Genomic DNA, 13,358 nt, shown 5'->3' on the forward strand with positions numbered 1-13,358 from the left:
CCCGCGGGCAGTTCAAGCCGAGCCACCCGGGGTCACCGGGTGGTCCTTCGGCTGGAACTGCGGCTAGATGGCCTTTCCGGGGTTCAGGATTCCGGAGGGGTCCAAGGCGGCTTTGATGGCGTGCTGGAGGGAGCGGGAGGTCTCGCCGAGTTCTTCACCGACCCATTCGCGCTTGAGCAGTCCCACGCCGTGCTCGCCGGTGAGCGTGCCGCCGAGGCGCTGGGCGAGGCGGAACATGTCCCGGAGGGCAGACTTGGCGGGTCCGTCGGTGATCGACTCGTGGGGGTTCACGACGATCATGGGGTGGAGGTTGCCGTCCGCGGCGTGGGCGACGCTGAAGATCCGCACGCCGGTTCGGGCCGCGGTGTCCGCGAGGCCGGCGAAGGCCTCGGCGAGGCGGTTCCGCGGGACGGCGATGTCGCCGATCGAGACGCGGCCGAGCTTTTCGAGGGCTGGGATCGCGTCGCGCCGGGCCTTGACGAGGGCCTCGGCCTCCTCGGTGCTCCCTGCACGGTGGGTCGAGGTGGCGTACGGGTTGATGGCCCCTTCGATTTCGTCGAGCTCGAGGTGGGCGCCGTAGCCGTCGGTCTGCGCGAGGAGGAAGGCTCCACCGAGTTCGCGGTGGCGGCTGCCCTCGGCCTGATCGACGGCCTCGAGCGTTGGGCCGTCCATGAGCTCGAGGATAGAGGGCTGGATCCGCGCGGCCGTGATCGCTGAGGCCGCACGGCCCGCCGCTTCGATGTCGGGGAAGTACGCGGCGAGGGTCTCGGTGCGCACGGGGCGTGGCCGCAGGCGCAGCGTCGCTTCGACGACGATTCCGAGGGTTCCCTCGGAGCCGATGAAGAGGGCGTTGAGGTCATAGCCGGTGACTCCCTTGATGGTCGTCCGGCCGGTGCGGAGGATGCGGCCGTCGGCGAGGACGACGCGGAGTCCGAGCACGGATTCCCGTGTGACGCCGTACTTCGCGCACCACATGCCGCCGGCATTGGTGGCGATGTTGCCGCCGATCGAGCAGATTGCCGTGCTTGCCGGATCGGGGGCGTAGAAGAGCCCGTGCTCGGCGGCGGCGGCGTTGACTTCGGCGTTGAGCACGCCGGGTTCGACGACTGCTGTCATCTCCACGGGGTCGATGGCCAGAATGCGGTTCATGCCCGAGACGTCCACCACGACCTGACCGGCGTGGGCGCTGGCGCCGGCGGCCAAGCCGGTTCCTGCGCCACGCGGGACCACGGGGACGCCGTTGGCCTGGGCGAGCCGGAGTGCCTCGACGACGTCATCGACGCTGCGGGCAAGGACAACGCCGTCCGGGAGGGTGGGCGGGATGTAGCCGGACCGGTCGGTGGCCGCGGCCGCGCGTGCGTCGGCATCGGAGGTGTAACGCGGGTGGGCCGCGAGCGTAGCCTCAGCGTCCGCGGTGACCTCGGAAGCGTCCGGGGGGGTCTTGATGGGCATTGCAGGGCCTTTCGGGCGGTCGTTTCGAGGGTCGAGCGAGTCGGTCGAGGCGGTCACGGCACCATCCAGGCAAGGACCGAGCTCTGCAGGAGGACCAGCACGGTCAGCACCACGAGGAGACCGATGCTCCAGCCGAGGAGCCTGCGGAACAGGGTGCTTTCCAACCCGTCGATTCCCACGGCGGCTGCAGCCACGGCCAGGTTCTGGAGGGAGAGCATCTTGCCCAGGACCCCGGCCGAGGAGTTCGTCGCGGCCATGAGCACTGGCGAGAGTCCCGCGTGCGAGGCAGCGGTCACTTGGAGCTGGCCGAAGAGCGAGTTCGACGAGGTGTCCGAGCCCGTGAGCGCGACGCCGATCCAGCCCAGGACGGGCGAGAGGAGGGCGAAGATCCCTCCCGCCGAGGCGAGCGCCACACCGAGGGTGCCCGTCTCGCCCGAGAGGTTCATGACGAACGAGAGGGCCAGGACGGAGCACACGGTCAGGATCGTCCACCGGAGCATCGCCAGAGTCTGGCCGTAGATCCTCACGCCGGAACGGAAGGGGATCCGGTAGACGGCGAGGGTGATGAGCCCGGAGACGAGGAGGAGCGTTCCGGTCGCCTTGAGGTGGTCGAAGCGCATGGTCTGCGACGAGACGGGCTTGCCGTTCGTGCCGACGACGTCGAGCCACGGCCAGCGGAACGAGAAGCCGCCAACGTCGGTCAGCCAGGCCTTGACGGCCGGAATCTGGGAGAAGGAGAACACCGCGATGATCACGAGGTACGGTGCGATCGCCATCCAGATCTCCCGAGGCGATGGGCGCGCGGGGGCCCCCTCTTCCCCTTCTGCTGCCACGCTCGATCCGGTTGGCCCACCCGTGCCGGTGGCCCTCCCGCCGTCGACCGCCGTCCTGACTCCAGTGCGCGCGCCCATCCCCTCAGCGCTGAGCGCGATGGCCTCGGCCTCGCGGACGACGGCGGCCGCGTCCCCGGCGCCGGGCGTCCCGGCGGCGGGCGTCCACACCCGCAGCAGCAGGAGGACGGCGGCGATGGCGACAATGCTCGCTAGGACGTCCGTGAGCTCGACGGTGAAGAAGTTCGACGTGAGGAACTGGACGATGGCGAACACCGTGCCGCCAACGACGGCCGCTGGCCACGTCTGGCGGATGCCGCGCCTGCCGTCGACGATGAACACGAGAAGCAGAGGGACGATCAGGGCAAGGAAAGGCGTCTGGCGCCCTGCCATGGCCGAGACCGTCGCGAGGGGGATGCCGGTGACGCCGCTGAGGGCGATGACCGGCGATCCCATGGCCCCGAAGGCGACCGGGGCCGTGTTGGCCAGAAGCGAGACCGCGGCGGACTTGAGCGGCTTCATTCCGGCGGCCATCAGCATCGCCGAGGTGATCGCGACCGGCGCTCCGAACCCGGCGAGGGCTTCGAGGAGCGCGCCGAAGCAGAAGGCGATCAGGATCGCCAGGACGCGGTGGTCGTTCGAGATCGAGCGGATCGTCGCCCCGAGCACCTCGAACCAGCGCGTTTCGGTGGTCAGCCGGTACACCCACAGGGCGTTGATGAGGATCCACAGGATCGGGAAGAAGCCGTAGAACGCCCCTTCGGCCGTTGCGCTGAGCGTCTGGTCCAGCGGCATCCGCCACACAGTGGCAGCCAGGACGATCGAGAGGATCAGGCTTGCGACGGCGGCCTTCCACGCCTTGGTGCGGAAGACGCCGAGCACGATGAACAGCAGGATCAGAGGCAGGGCCGCGAGCAGGGCGGCCAGCGCGACTGAACCGCCCAGAGGGTCGACGAGCTGGTGGAAAGTGGGCACAGAGACTCCTTTGTCTGCGTTCTTGTGACCGCTGTGGAAGGCCGCTTCCAGAAGGCGGAACGGTCCTCGCCGAGGAGTCTAGGTGTGCGACAGATCACCGTCAATGGTCAGTCCACGATGGTCAGTCCACATCTCCGATTCGCAGACGGGTGGTCGGTCCACACGTTGACACGGCCTGGACGTCACGGATAGCTTTTGTCATTCGAGATGTCTTTTTTGCATTACGGAAACTAGAGGAGGTGGGCTCATGCAGGAACGGGTCGAGACGAACGGGCTCAGCGTGGCCGGGGGGCTCTACGCCTTCGTCCGGGACGAGGCGCTGCCGGGTACGGGGATCCGGGAGGAGGACTTCTGGGCGGGTGCTGCGCGGCTCATCGAGGAGTTCTACCCGCAGGTGCGCGAGCTGCTGGCGGTACGGGATCGGCTTCAGGAGCAGATCGACGAGTTCCACCGCTCCGCCGGCGCTGGCGGGGTGGACCCGGAGGCGTACGAGGCCTTCCTGCGCTCGATCGGCTACCTCGAGGACGAGCCCGGGGACTTCACGATCACGACCGACCGCGTCGACGCGGAGGTCGCCACCGTCTCCGGACCCCAGCTGGTGGTCCCGCTCCTGAACGCCCGCTTCGCGGCGAACGCAGCCAACGCCCGCTGGGGCTCGCTCTACGACGCGCTCTACGGCACCGACGTCATCGACGAGGCGGAGGGGCGCGAGCGCACCGGCGCCTACAACCCCGTCCGGGGCGCTGCCGTCGTGGCCCGCGGACGGCAGTTCCTCGACGAGCACACGCCTCTCGCCAGCGGCTCCCACACGGACGTCACCGCCTACCACATTGCCGACGGCACACTCGTCGCCGAAACGCCGTCCGGGCCCGTCGGGCTCGCCGAGCCCGACCTCTTCGCGGGCTACCGCGGGTCGCCCGCGGAGCCCGAGGCCGTGTTGCTCGTGCACCACGGCCTCCACGTCGAGATCCAGATCGACCGCAGCCACCCGATCGGGTCCGGCGACGCGGCCGGCGTGAAGGACATCGTGCTCGAATCCGCTGTTACGACGATCATGGACCTCGAGGACTCGGTCGCGGCCGTCGACGCCGAGGACAAGGTGCTGGGCTACCGCAACTGGCTCCAGCTCATGCAGGGCACCTTGACTGCCGAGATCGAGAAGGGCGGACGCACCCACACCCGCCGGCTGAACCCCGACCGCCTCTACACAGCCCCCGACGGCTCCGAGCTGACCCTGCCCGGCCGCGCGCTGCTGCTCGTCCGCCAGGTCGGCCACCTCATGACCAGCGACGCCGTCCTCGACGCGGCCGGGAACCCCGTGCCGGAGGAGATCCTCGACGCCCTGTTCACCGGCCTCGGCTCCGTGCACGACCTGCGGGGCCCTCAGGCCGGGCGCAACTCGCGGACCGGTTCGGTGTACATCGTCAAGCCCAAGATGCACGGCCCCCGCGAGGTCGCCGTGGCCTGCTCGCTGCTCGCCGGCGCCGAGTCCGTGCTCGGCCTGGACCCGCTCACCCTCAAGATCGGGATCATGGACGAGGAACGCCGCACCTCGGCCAACCTCAAGGCGTGCATCTGGGAGGCACGCGATCGGGTGGTCTTCGTCAACACCGGCTTCCTGGACCGCACCGGAGACGAGATCCACACCTCGATGCTCGCAGGCCCCATGGTGCGCAAGGCGGACATGCGCTCCACCAGCTGGATCAAGGCCTACGAGGACGCCAACGTCGACATCGGGCTCGAGTGCGGGTTCCGCGGCCGGGCCCAGATCGGCAAGGGCATGTGGGCCGCCCCGGACAATCTCGCGGAGATGCTCGCCCAGAAGATCGCCCACCCGCTCGCCGGCGCCAACTGCGCCTGGGTCCCCTCGCCCACCGCGGCGACCCTGCACGCCATCCACTACCACCGGGTTGACGTGGACGCCCAGCAGGCCGAGCTCGGCCAAGCACGGCGCACCACCCTGCGGCAGCTGCTCACCATCCCGGTCGGCGACCCCTCCGCATGGGACGCCGAAGCCCGGCGCAACGAGCTGGACAACAACATCCAGAGCACGCTGGGCTATGTGGTGCGCTGGGTCAACGCCGGGATCGGCTGCTCCAAAGTCCCCGACATCCACGGAACCCCGCTGATGGAGGACCGTGCCACCTGCCGCATCAGCTCCCAGCACATCTCCAACTGGCTCCTCCACGGCGTCATCACCCAGGATCAGATGGAGGACTCGCTGCGGCGCATGGCCGCCGTCGTCGACGGGCAGAACGCCTCCGACCCGGACTACCTGCCGATGTCTCCGGCGTTCGACACTGAGGCCTTCCTAGCCGCCCGAGAGCTCGTGCTCGAGGGGGCCCGCCAGCCCTCCGGCTACACCGAGCCCATCCTGCACCGGCGCCGTGAAGCCCAGAAGCACAGCGACGACCTTGCAAGGAGCGCATCATGAGCATCGACCTCGCCACGGCCCAGTCCATCATCTCCGAGGCCCTCGCAGCAGGCCAGCAGCACGGCTTCAAGCCCCTGGCCGCCGTCGTGCTCGATGCGGGAGGCCACGTCGTCGCCGCCGCCCGGCAAGACGGCGCCTCGAACAACCGCTTCGAGATCGCCCACGGCAAGGCCTACGGGGCACTCGCCCTCGGGATGGGCTCACGAGCCCTGATGGAGCGCGCCGAGCAGCAGGCCTACTTCATCACCGCAGCGGCCGCCGCCCTCGGCGGCCGCCTCATCCCAGTCCCCGGTGGGGTGCTCGTCCGCGGCGAGGACGGCACGGTCCAAGGCGCCGTCGGCATCAGCGGCGACAGCTCGGACAACGACGAGACCGCCGCGTCCAAGGCCATACAGGCCGCAGGTCTCACAGCCCAGATCGCCTAGGGCGTGTCTCCTAACCATCGCGGGTTTCAGTTGGCAGGGTTGGGTGGGTGTCGCGGACGAGTGTTCTTTCAGATGAGGCGTGGGCCCGGATCGAAGCGCTGATGCCTCTGGCCTCGGCGAAGGGCGGGCGCCCGTTCAGGGACCACCGCCGCGTGGTGGAGGCGATCGTCTGGCGGTACCGGACCGGGGCGCCGTGGCGGGATCTCCCGGCCGAGTTCGGTCCGTGGCAGACGGCGTGGAAGCGGCACCGCCGCTTCAGCGCCGACGGGACCTGGGACCGGATCCACGCCGAACTGCTCAGCGCAGCCGACGGGGCCGGGAAGATCGAGTGGGCGGTCAGCGTCGACTCGACGGTCAACCGCGCCCACCAGCACGCGACGAACCTTGCCCGGAGCGCGGGGGGACCTGTCGAACTACAGGAATCTGTTTGCCGAGCCCGGTGACCACGGCGTCGGACGCTCCCGCGGCGGGCTGAGCACGAAGATCCACCACCTCGTCGACGGCCGCGGCCTGCCGCTGGTGATCCTGGTCGGCCCCGGCCAGTCCGGCGACGCGCCGATGTTCCCAGTCCTGATGGGCCATCTGCGCGTCGCCCGGCCCGGCCGCGGCAGGCCTCGGACCCGCCCGGACCGAGTGCGCGGGGACAAGGCGTACTCCTCCCGCGCAATCCGGACCCACCTTCGCTCACGGGGGATCGCCGCGGTCATCCCCGAGCCCTCGGACCAGATCGGGCACCGCAAGCGCCGCGGGGCGAAGGGTGGCCGGCCGCCGGGATTCGACCGAGACGACTACCGCGGGCGCAACGTCGTCGAGCGCTCCTTCAATCAGGCCAAGCAATGGCGCGGCCTCGCCACCCGCTACGACAAGCTAGCCGTCGTCTACCGCGGAGCCGCGGTCCTGCACGCCATCACGCTATGGCTCAAGAGGTTAGGAGACACGCCCTAGCCCACTGAAGAAACGCCCCTGCACTGCCCCAGCGCTTGAAGGCCACACCTTCGAGGGCTGGGGGCGGGTGCATTCACATGGCCTGACCGTAGAACCATTCGATGTGCTCGCGGACAAGAAGGGCTGCCTTGGCCCCGTCGCGCGCCTCGACGGCCTCGAAGATGCCATGGTGGTGCGCGCGGAGCACATGCACCATGTCGCCCCAGGTGCCGCGCCGGGTCACCGCGTCGCTGATGTAGTCGCGGATTGCCTCGCGCATCGACTCCATCATGGTGCTCACGACGACGTTGCCAGCCAAGGTGCTGAGCGCAACATGGAACTGGGCGTCGAGGAGGGTGAAGATCTGCGAGGGCATGGCGTCGTCGTCCATCGCCTCAAGCAGCCGCCGTGCGTCATCGAGCTGCTCGGCCGTCCACGGCGCGGCCGCAGCATGTTCGAGCGCCCACGTCTCTGTCATGATCCGGGCTTCGACGATGTCCTTGAGGGGGAGCTGGTGGCTTGCGACGTGCATGCGCAGCGCTACGCCAAGGGCCGAGGACGGGTCAGAGACGACGATGGTGCCCGAATGCGGCCCGGACCCCGTCGCTGCACGCACCACGCCCATCACCTCGAGAGATCGGATGGCGTTCCGCACGGACGCCCTGGAGATTCCGAACTGCTCGGCCAGGGCCCGTTCGCCCGGCAGCCTGTCACCCAGCTTGATGGCACCAGAGCGCAGACTGTCCTCGATGTGGCGCAGCACCGCATCGTGCGCCCGGCCCTCGGTCAGTTCACCCATGCATCCATCTTGCCCCACGCGAACCCGAACACGGCTCCCACGCCCTCGGCCTCAGCGCCCGAATCCTGCCTCGAACTCGGTCCCCGGGGCAGGATCGGCGGCGCCAAGGAGGACCGCAGCAGGCGCAGGGCGGCCAAGGCTGGAAGCCTGTTCCCGGTACCCTGCCTGACGCCCAAAGGCCACAGGGTAGTCTGCCCGCCCCGGGGCCCCTCGATCAGGATGCCCCGCAGTCCGCCCTCGAGCCGGCTGTAGGCAGCCGGTCCGGGTCTTCGTCGCATTCTCCTGGTCCTCGCGGTCCTGCTTGGGCTCCTGTACTTCCTCGTCTTTAACTCCTGGTACCACCGAACGCTTTGACGGGCCGCGCCGGGACCACGCTGGAAGGCCCTGCCCCGGGGCCCGGAGTGACCCGTCACCAAAATGAGCGTTGGCCCTCTTGAGTCACCGCCGGGCCGTCCAATAGACGTCGTGGACGACGGAGACGACGTAGTCGGGGAAGTCGACGTAGAGTCCCAGCCCGTAGTAGCCGTCGATGGCGTCGCTGGCCGCCGCGTCGAAGATCTCGAAATAGTGGATCTCCCCGCTGAAGTGGGTGGCGTCGACGGCGGCGAGCGTTGGGTACCCCCGAATGGGAATCTTCGGCAATTCCGCGTCCCCAGCATCCGACAAGCGCGACCCGGCGGTTCCGCCGACGATCGTCGGCCGCCAGGACGTCACTTGGGAGGTCGACAAGACCCTGAAGATCCTCGGCCCGTACCCGATAGGTCCCGAAGCGCACCGGCAGAGGATCCGGCTGTGGGAGAAGATCTTCGGCTACGGGTCATGGCACGAACCTGTGGACCTCGATGACGTCTACCTGCCCGGGACGCCCAAGCCACCACCCGCCCCAACTCGGGCGGCTGGCCGCGAGCCGGAACAGCGGATGGTCTTCAACCCGCCGCCGGGCTGGCCGAAGATGCCGCCTGGCTGGATGCCGTCGAACGGGTGGACGCCGGATCCGTCGTGGCCGGCCCCGCCGCCTGGCTGGAAGCTCTCCGTCTCGGCGGGCCTGCTCATGGTGCCCCTGGACCTCAGCGAGAACGTCAGCTTCGGTCCACCCGCAAGCGTCACCGCTTCCCGGATCGGAGACGCGGTCAGGGGAGCGGCAGACGCCTTGGCGTGGAACGTGTGCCGGGTCGCGTCCGAGCGAAAGGAAGCCGTCCCGGGCGTGCTCCTAGCGATGTCCGATCATCTCGAGCAGGCCGTCGACATCTCTCTGCTCGAAGTCGGGCGCCGCGAGCCCACGACCGGGATCATCGCCGAGCTTGCCGGGCGCCTCGGGCTCGCACCCCAGACGCTCGAGGCGTGGAACCGGACAGCCACCCCCGAGGTGGCTGCGTACGTCCACGCGGGCCTTGCCGCACGGCAGGCCTGGGACCTGCGCGACGACCCCGAGTCCGCCCGGCAGGCGGCCGCGGCGGCACGGTACGCCCACGCCGCGGGCAAGCCGGCTGTGTGGTGGGAGATGGCCTACCTGCGAGCCGAGAGCCTGCTGAGGCAAGGCGACCTTTCACAGGCCGCCACCATCGCCCAGGACATCCTCGCACACCCCCTCACCGATGCCTCGGACGCCCTCGCGGCGCGTGTCCGCCAGCTGCTCTCCGCGCTTTGCCTCGGGGAGCCCGCCTCGGCCGCCGACCACGCCCGCGCAACCGTCCTGGCCAGCGCACCACTGCCCCCGGGTCCCCCTGACGGTCGCGGCCCCGATCTCCCTCATAGCCGCCCAAGCCGAATCAGGCCAGCTCGACGTGGCGTGCGCTGGCCATCTCGGGCACCTGTGACCTCATCTGCGGTTGATTTGCGGCGTCCGTACACCATCCACTGCGAATGTGAGCGATTGTCGGCAGGGGTTCTTGGGCGTCGGCCTCGCCTCACGATGATCATGCCGACGCTGAAGGCGCCCATCGATGCTGCTTGCTGTGAGCGCCTCGTCGATGAAGGCCGCGGCTGCGGCGTTGGCGAGACCGCCGTCGACCGCGACCCCGCGCGTGATGGAGAGTGTCCCGGCCACGGACGTGTGGACATGGCTGTACAGCCATCCGCGAACGCCTGCGAGCAGGTCCTCGCCGTTTGATCCGGCGACGTCGATGACGACGACGTCGGGCTCGAGGAAGCTGACGAGCGCAGTGAGACCAGACCCCAGGCTGCGTCCGATCTGACGGGAAAGGGCTGTGCCGCGACCGCCGGGTCCAGCCGATTGCAGGTTCGAGGCCAGGCCTTTGAGGCAGGAGGTGCTTCCGCATGAGCACTCGACTCCGGATTCGCCGGCGAGCGGCGCGTGGCCGAGGTCGTCGGTCGACCACAGGACGTGTCTCTCGGCCACGAGCGTGCATGCGGTCGTCCGCCCCACGGCGCAGTACAGCACGCGGCGGTCCGAGCCGAATCGCTGCGCCTGCGCAATGGCCGACGCCTCGGTCCTGCCGTAGGCGCGAACGGTGAGTCCATGGTGCGCACCCGAGGAGAGCTCGCCGCCGCCGTGAGCGATGAGTCCTAGGCCTAGGAGATGGACGGCACCCTGTGAAGCGATACTCCGCGCCGTCTCCACTAGCGTGGATGGGCCCTCATCGCCGCCGACTTCGGCCCAGCCGAGACAGCTGCCGCCGACGTCGTAGACGCCCACCCGCGCGCCGTCGCCTGCGGGTGCGGCCCCTGCCACTGCGAGGGCAGTGGGCGCGAAGGCGAAGAGTGCAGCGCGGCGCCCGCCCGTCGAGGGCGCCTCTTTGACGGGCGCGATGAGTGCCAGGCTGCGGAGCTCGTCGAGGCGTTCAGACGCCGCGGTGCGGGAGAGGCCGGTCGCCGCACAGACTTGGGAGCGGGTCATCTGCGTCCCGTCTCGGAAGAGCTGGAACAGCTGACCGGCGGTGTAGCTGCTGCCCACGGAATCAGCCCTGGTTGCTGAACGCCGCGTCGAACCTCGCAGAGGCGTCGTCGTAGTCGTACTTCGACAGCAGTTCGAGAGCCTCGTGCGCCCCATAGAGGCGGTCCATGCCCGCATCTTCCCACTCGATGCTGATCGGTCCCGAGTAGCCGATCGCATTCAGGGCGCGGAATGCGGACTCCCACGGGACATCGCCGCGGCCCGCCGAGACGAAGTCCCACCCGCGTCGGGGGTCGCCCCACGGCAGGTGCGAGCCGAGCAGCGTGTTCCGGCCGGTCGTGCGGACTTTGATGTCCTTGCAGTCCACGTGGTAGATCCGGTCCCTGAAGTCCCAGAGGAATGAGATCGGGTCGATGCCCTGCCAGATGAAGTGGCTCGGGTCCCAGTTCAGGCCGAAGGCCGGACGGTGGTCGATAGCTTCGAGGGCGCGGACCGTGGTCCAGTAGTCGTAGGCGATTTCGGACGGATGCACCTCGTGCGCGAACCGCACGCCCTCGCTGTCGAAGACGTCGAGGATCGGATTCCAGCGCTCGGCAAAGTCCTGGTAGCCAGCATCGATTGTCGTTTCCGGGACTGGCGGGAACATCGCGACGTATTGCCAGATGCTCGAGCCCGTGAAGCCGACGACCGTCTCGACTCCGAGCGCGCGGGCCAGCCGTGCGGTGTTCTTGAGGTCCGTGGCCGCGCGCTGGCGCACGCCCTCCGGATCGCCGTCGCCCCACACGCGCGGACCGACTATGGCCTGATGGCGGAAGTCGATGGGGCTGTCGCAGACGGCCTGACCTTTGAGATGGTTCGAGATCGCCCAGACCTTGAGGCCGTATCGGTCGAGGAGGTCGAGCTTGGACTGGACGTAGCCGGGTTCGTTCCACCGGGAAGCGTCGAGGTGGTCGCCCGAGACGGCGATCTCGAGCCCGTCGTAGCCCCAGCGGGCCGCCAGCCGCGCGACCTCCTCAAGTGGAAGGTCGGCCCACTGGCCGGTGAACAAGGTGTACGGGCGTCGCATGGTGGCTCCTTGCAGGTCGGAGTGGCCTTAGCCGAGCGGGGTGATCGGGGTGACGGTGAACGGCTCGGCGAGCAGCTCTGCGCATTCGGCCACGAAGTCCCGGACGTGGGCCTGAGTGGTGTGGGCGTCGAGATCGGACTGTCGGTCCCAGCCCTCGATGAGGACGAACCGGGCCCCGTCCGCGAAGACGGTGTACTCGACGCAGCCCTCGTCGTTGCGGCTCAGCCGCTGGAGCGCCTCGAGGGCGGCGCGGAGCGGGGATTCCAGGCCCGGTTTGGGCGTAAAGGGGGGCATGAGCCAGACCTGCGCCGCCTGGCTCCTCTGCGGTGCGGTCATGGGTGTTCCTGAGGAGACGGTGGTGGGGGCTCCTCGCGGGCGCCCCCACCGAACGGTTGCAGTGCTAGTCCGCGGCGATGGACGGGACGTCGATCCAGGCGCCCTTCTCGGCTGAGACGACGATGGCGTCGTCGATGAGCGCGGTCTGGTAGCCGTCGGCGAAGTTCGGGCTCACGCTGCCGCCCTCGGCGATGGCCTTGAAGAAGTCGTGCGCTTCGATGATCTTCGTCTCCCCATAGCCGATGCCCAGCGCCGGGATCGGCCAGAGGCCCTCGCCGTAGGGGTGGGCCGGGCCGGTGTAGATGGTTCGGAAGCCGCGGCGGTCGTCACCGTCGTTTGCGAAGCACACCTGGAGCTCGTCGCGGCGCTCGTAGTTGAAGACGATGCTGCCCTCGGTGCCGTGGATCTCGAACGTGATGAAGTTGTTCCGTCCGTAGCCGTTGCGGGTGGCCTCAATGGAGCCGACCGCGCCATTGGCGAAGCGGACCATCGTCATGACCTCGTCGTCGACGTCGACCTCGCCTCGCGGCCCCTCGCCGCCCCGGACGTTGCCGAGGGCGTCGGCCCCGCCGGACTGCAGAGGCCGCTCCGGGATCCAGGTCGAGAGGATTGAGTTGACGGAGGCGAACTCGCCCACGAGGTAGCGGGCCATGTCGATGACGTGGGTCGCGATGTCGCCCAGTGCACCGGAGCCCGCGACGGACTTCTGGAAGCGCCACGAGAGCGGCGAGCTGGGATCGGCGCTCCAGTCCTGGAGATAGGTGCCGCGGAAGTTGAGGATGCGCCCGATCGCGCCCTCTTCGATGTACTTCTTTGCGAGGGCGACGGCGGGCGTGCGGCGGTAGTTGAACGCAACCATGTGCACGATGCCGGCGTCCTTGACCGCGTCGTACATCGCCTTGGACTCCTCGCCGGTGCGGGCGAGCGGCTTTTCGCAGATGAGGTGCTTGCCGGCCTGGGCCGCGGCGATGGCGATCTCCGCGTGGAGGTGGTTCGGCGTGGCGATGTCGACGACATCTATGCTCGGGTCGTCGATGATCCGGCGCCAGTCGGAGGTCGAGTTCTCGAAGCCGAAGCGGCGTGCCGCCTCGGCGGCGAGCTGGTCATTGGCCTCGGCAATCGTGTGTCGGATGGGCATGGCCGGGGCAGGCCAGAAGAACATGGGCATCGCGGAGTAGGCGAGCGAGTGGGCCTTGCCCATGAAGCCGCCCCCGATGAGGCCGACGTTGAGGTTCTTCATGATGATGCGTTCCTTTTCCTTGG

At 69.0% G+C, this 13,358-nt stretch carries 14 protein-coding genes; 3 read left to right on the top strand and 11 right to left on the bottom strand.

Features of this window, described 5'->3' with window-relative positions; translation table 11 throughout:
• Window positions 1-63: 63 nt before the first annotated feature.
• Together ACOKR1_RS04710 and ACOKR1_RS04715 are read right to left on the bottom strand one after the other, a co-directional pair.
• A complete protein-coding gene (locus tag ACOKR1_RS04710) occupies window positions 64-1,452 on the bottom strand; it encodes an FAD-binding oxidoreductase (RefSeq protein WP_422935588.1) in 1,389 nt (462 codons plus the stop codon).
• Between the two features lie 53 nt (window positions 1,453-1,505).
• Window positions 1,506-3,257, bottom strand: coding sequence for an L-lactate permease (locus tag ACOKR1_RS04715; RefSeq protein WP_422935589.1), 1,752 nt, complete (start codon window positions 3,255-3,257; stop codon window positions 1,506-1,508).
• A gap of 247 nt (window positions 3,258-3,504) precedes the next feature.
• Here ACOKR1_RS04715 and ACOKR1_RS04720 point away from each other — a divergent pair, with 247 nt between their 5' ends.
• From ACOKR1_RS04720 to ACOKR1_RS04730, 3 genes are all read left to right on the top strand, one after another.
• Complete coding sequence (locus ACOKR1_RS04720; RefSeq protein ID WP_422935590.1) at window positions 3,505-5,691, top strand: malate synthase G; 2,187 nt, start codon at window positions 3,505-3,507, stop codon at window positions 5,689-5,691.
• Entirely contained in the window at window positions 5,688-6,116 is a 429-nt protein-coding gene (locus ACOKR1_RS04725) for a GlcG/HbpS family heme-binding protein (protein WP_415853398.1), read from the top strand. Before ACOKR1_RS04720 ends, ACOKR1_RS04725 begins: the two co-directional genes overlap by 4 nt.
• A 47-nt stretch (window positions 6,117-6,163) precedes the next feature.
• Window positions 6,164-7,061 (top strand): IS5 family transposase gene (locus tag ACOKR1_RS04730; protein WP_422935249.1). Its coding sequence is split into 2 segments (ribosomal slippage): window positions 6,164-6,523 and window positions 6,525-7,061, totalling 897 coding nucleotides; the frame shifts between segments, so codons are not numbered across the junction.
• A 73-nt stretch (window positions 7,062-7,134) separates the two neighbouring features.
• On the opposite strand, the gene ACOKR1_RS04735 is transcribed toward ACOKR1_RS04730, so the two are convergent.
• From ACOKR1_RS04735 to ACOKR1_RS04775, 9 genes are all read right to left on the bottom strand, one after another.
• The gene (locus ACOKR1_RS04735) at window positions 7,135-7,839 is read right to left on the bottom strand and encodes a FadR/GntR family transcriptional regulator (RefSeq protein ID WP_422935591.1); all 705 of its coding nucleotides are present in this window, start codon (window positions 7,837-7,839) and stop codon (window positions 7,135-7,137) included.
• A gap of 438 nt (window positions 7,840-8,277) precedes the next feature.
• A complete protein-coding gene (locus ACOKR1_RS04740) occupies window positions 8,278-8,481 on the bottom strand; it encodes a hypothetical protein (RefSeq protein ID WP_415853396.1) in 204 nt (67 codons plus the stop codon).
• Between the two features lie 207 nt (window positions 8,482-8,688).
• The gene (locus ACOKR1_RS04745) at window positions 8,689-8,892 is read right to left on the bottom strand and encodes a hypothetical protein (protein WP_422935592.1); all 204 of its coding nucleotides are present in this window, start codon (window positions 8,890-8,892) and stop codon (window positions 8,689-8,691) included.
• Window positions 8,893-9,049: 157 nt separating this feature from the next.
• Complete coding sequence (locus ACOKR1_RS04750; protein ID WP_422935593.1) at window positions 9,050-9,376, bottom strand: hypothetical protein; 327 nt, start codon at window positions 9,374-9,376, stop codon at window positions 9,050-9,052.
• 9 nt (window positions 9,377-9,385) lie between these two features.
• Window positions 9,386-9,592 carry a hypothetical protein gene (locus ACOKR1_RS04755; protein ID WP_422935594.1) on the bottom strand — a complete coding sequence of 69 codons (207 nt, stop codon included), beginning with the start codon at window positions 9,590-9,592 and terminating at the stop codon, window positions 9,386-9,388.
• 66 nt (window positions 9,593-9,658) lie between these two features.
• Window positions 9,659-10,753 (bottom strand): hypothetical protein, encoded by a 1,095-nt coding sequence (locus ACOKR1_RS04760; RefSeq protein WP_422935595.1) that lies wholly within the window; start codon window positions 10,751-10,753, stop codon window positions 9,659-9,661.
• A 4-nt stretch (window positions 10,754-10,757) separates the two neighbouring features.
• Entirely contained in the window at window positions 10,758-11,759 is a 1,002-nt protein-coding gene (locus ACOKR1_RS04765) for a sugar phosphate isomerase/epimerase family protein (protein ID WP_415853394.1), read from the bottom strand.
• A 27-nt stretch (window positions 11,760-11,786) separates the two neighbouring features.
• On the bottom strand, window positions 11,787-12,095 hold the full coding sequence (locus ACOKR1_RS04770; RefSeq protein ID WP_422935596.1) for a putative quinol monooxygenase: 309 nt from the start codon (window positions 12,093-12,095) through the stop codon (window positions 11,787-11,789).
• A 64-nt stretch (window positions 12,096-12,159) separates the two neighbouring features.
• A complete protein-coding gene (locus ACOKR1_RS04775; RefSeq protein ID WP_422935597.1) occupies window positions 12,160-13,335 on the bottom strand; it encodes a Gfo/Idh/MocA family protein in 1,176 nt (391 codons plus the stop codon).
• Between the last annotated feature and the right edge of the window lie 23 nt (window positions 13,336-13,358).

This window comes from Sinomonas sp. P47F7 (assembly GCF_049332655.1).
Classification (GTDB): Bacteria; Actinomycetota; Actinomycetes; order Actinomycetales; family Micrococcaceae; genus Sinomonas.

Excerpts from the sequence above, each read along its gene's own strand:
- ACOKR1_RS04710 (WP_422935588.1), bottom strand. The coding sequence starts at position 1,452 with ATGCCCATCAAGACCCCCCCGGACGCTTCCGAGGTCACCGCGGACGCT.
- ACOKR1_RS04720 (WP_422935590.1), top strand. The coding sequence starts at position 3,505 with ATGCAGGAACGGGTCGAGACGAACGGGCTCAGCGTGGCCGGGGGGCTC.
- ACOKR1_RS04725 (WP_415853398.1), top strand. The coding sequence starts at position 5,688 with ATGAGCATCGACCTCGCCACGGCCCAGTCCATCATCTCCGAGGCCCTC.
- ACOKR1_RS04735 (WP_422935591.1), bottom strand. The coding sequence starts at position 7,839 with ATGGGTGAACTGACCGAGGGCCGGGCGCACGATGCGGTGCTGCGCCAC.
- ACOKR1_RS04745 (WP_422935592.1), bottom strand. The coding sequence starts at position 8,892 with ATGAGCAGGCCCGCCGAGACGGAGAGCTTCCAGCCAGGCGGCGGGGCC.
- ACOKR1_RS04755 (WP_422935594.1), bottom strand. The coding sequence starts at position 9,592 with ATGAGGGAGATCGGGGCCGCGACCGTCAGGGGGACCCGGGGGCAGTGG.
- ACOKR1_RS04765 (WP_415853394.1), bottom strand. The coding sequence starts at position 11,759 with ATGCGACGCCCGTACACCTTGTTCACCGGCCAGTGGGCCGACCTTCCA.
- ACOKR1_RS04770 (WP_422935596.1), bottom strand. The coding sequence starts at position 12,095 with ATGACCGCACCGCAGAGGAGCCAGGCGGCGCAGGTCTGGCTCATGCCC.
- ACOKR1_RS04775 (WP_422935597.1), bottom strand. The coding sequence starts at position 13,335 with ATGAAGAACCTCAACGTCGGCCTCATCGGGGGCGGCTTCATGGGCAAG.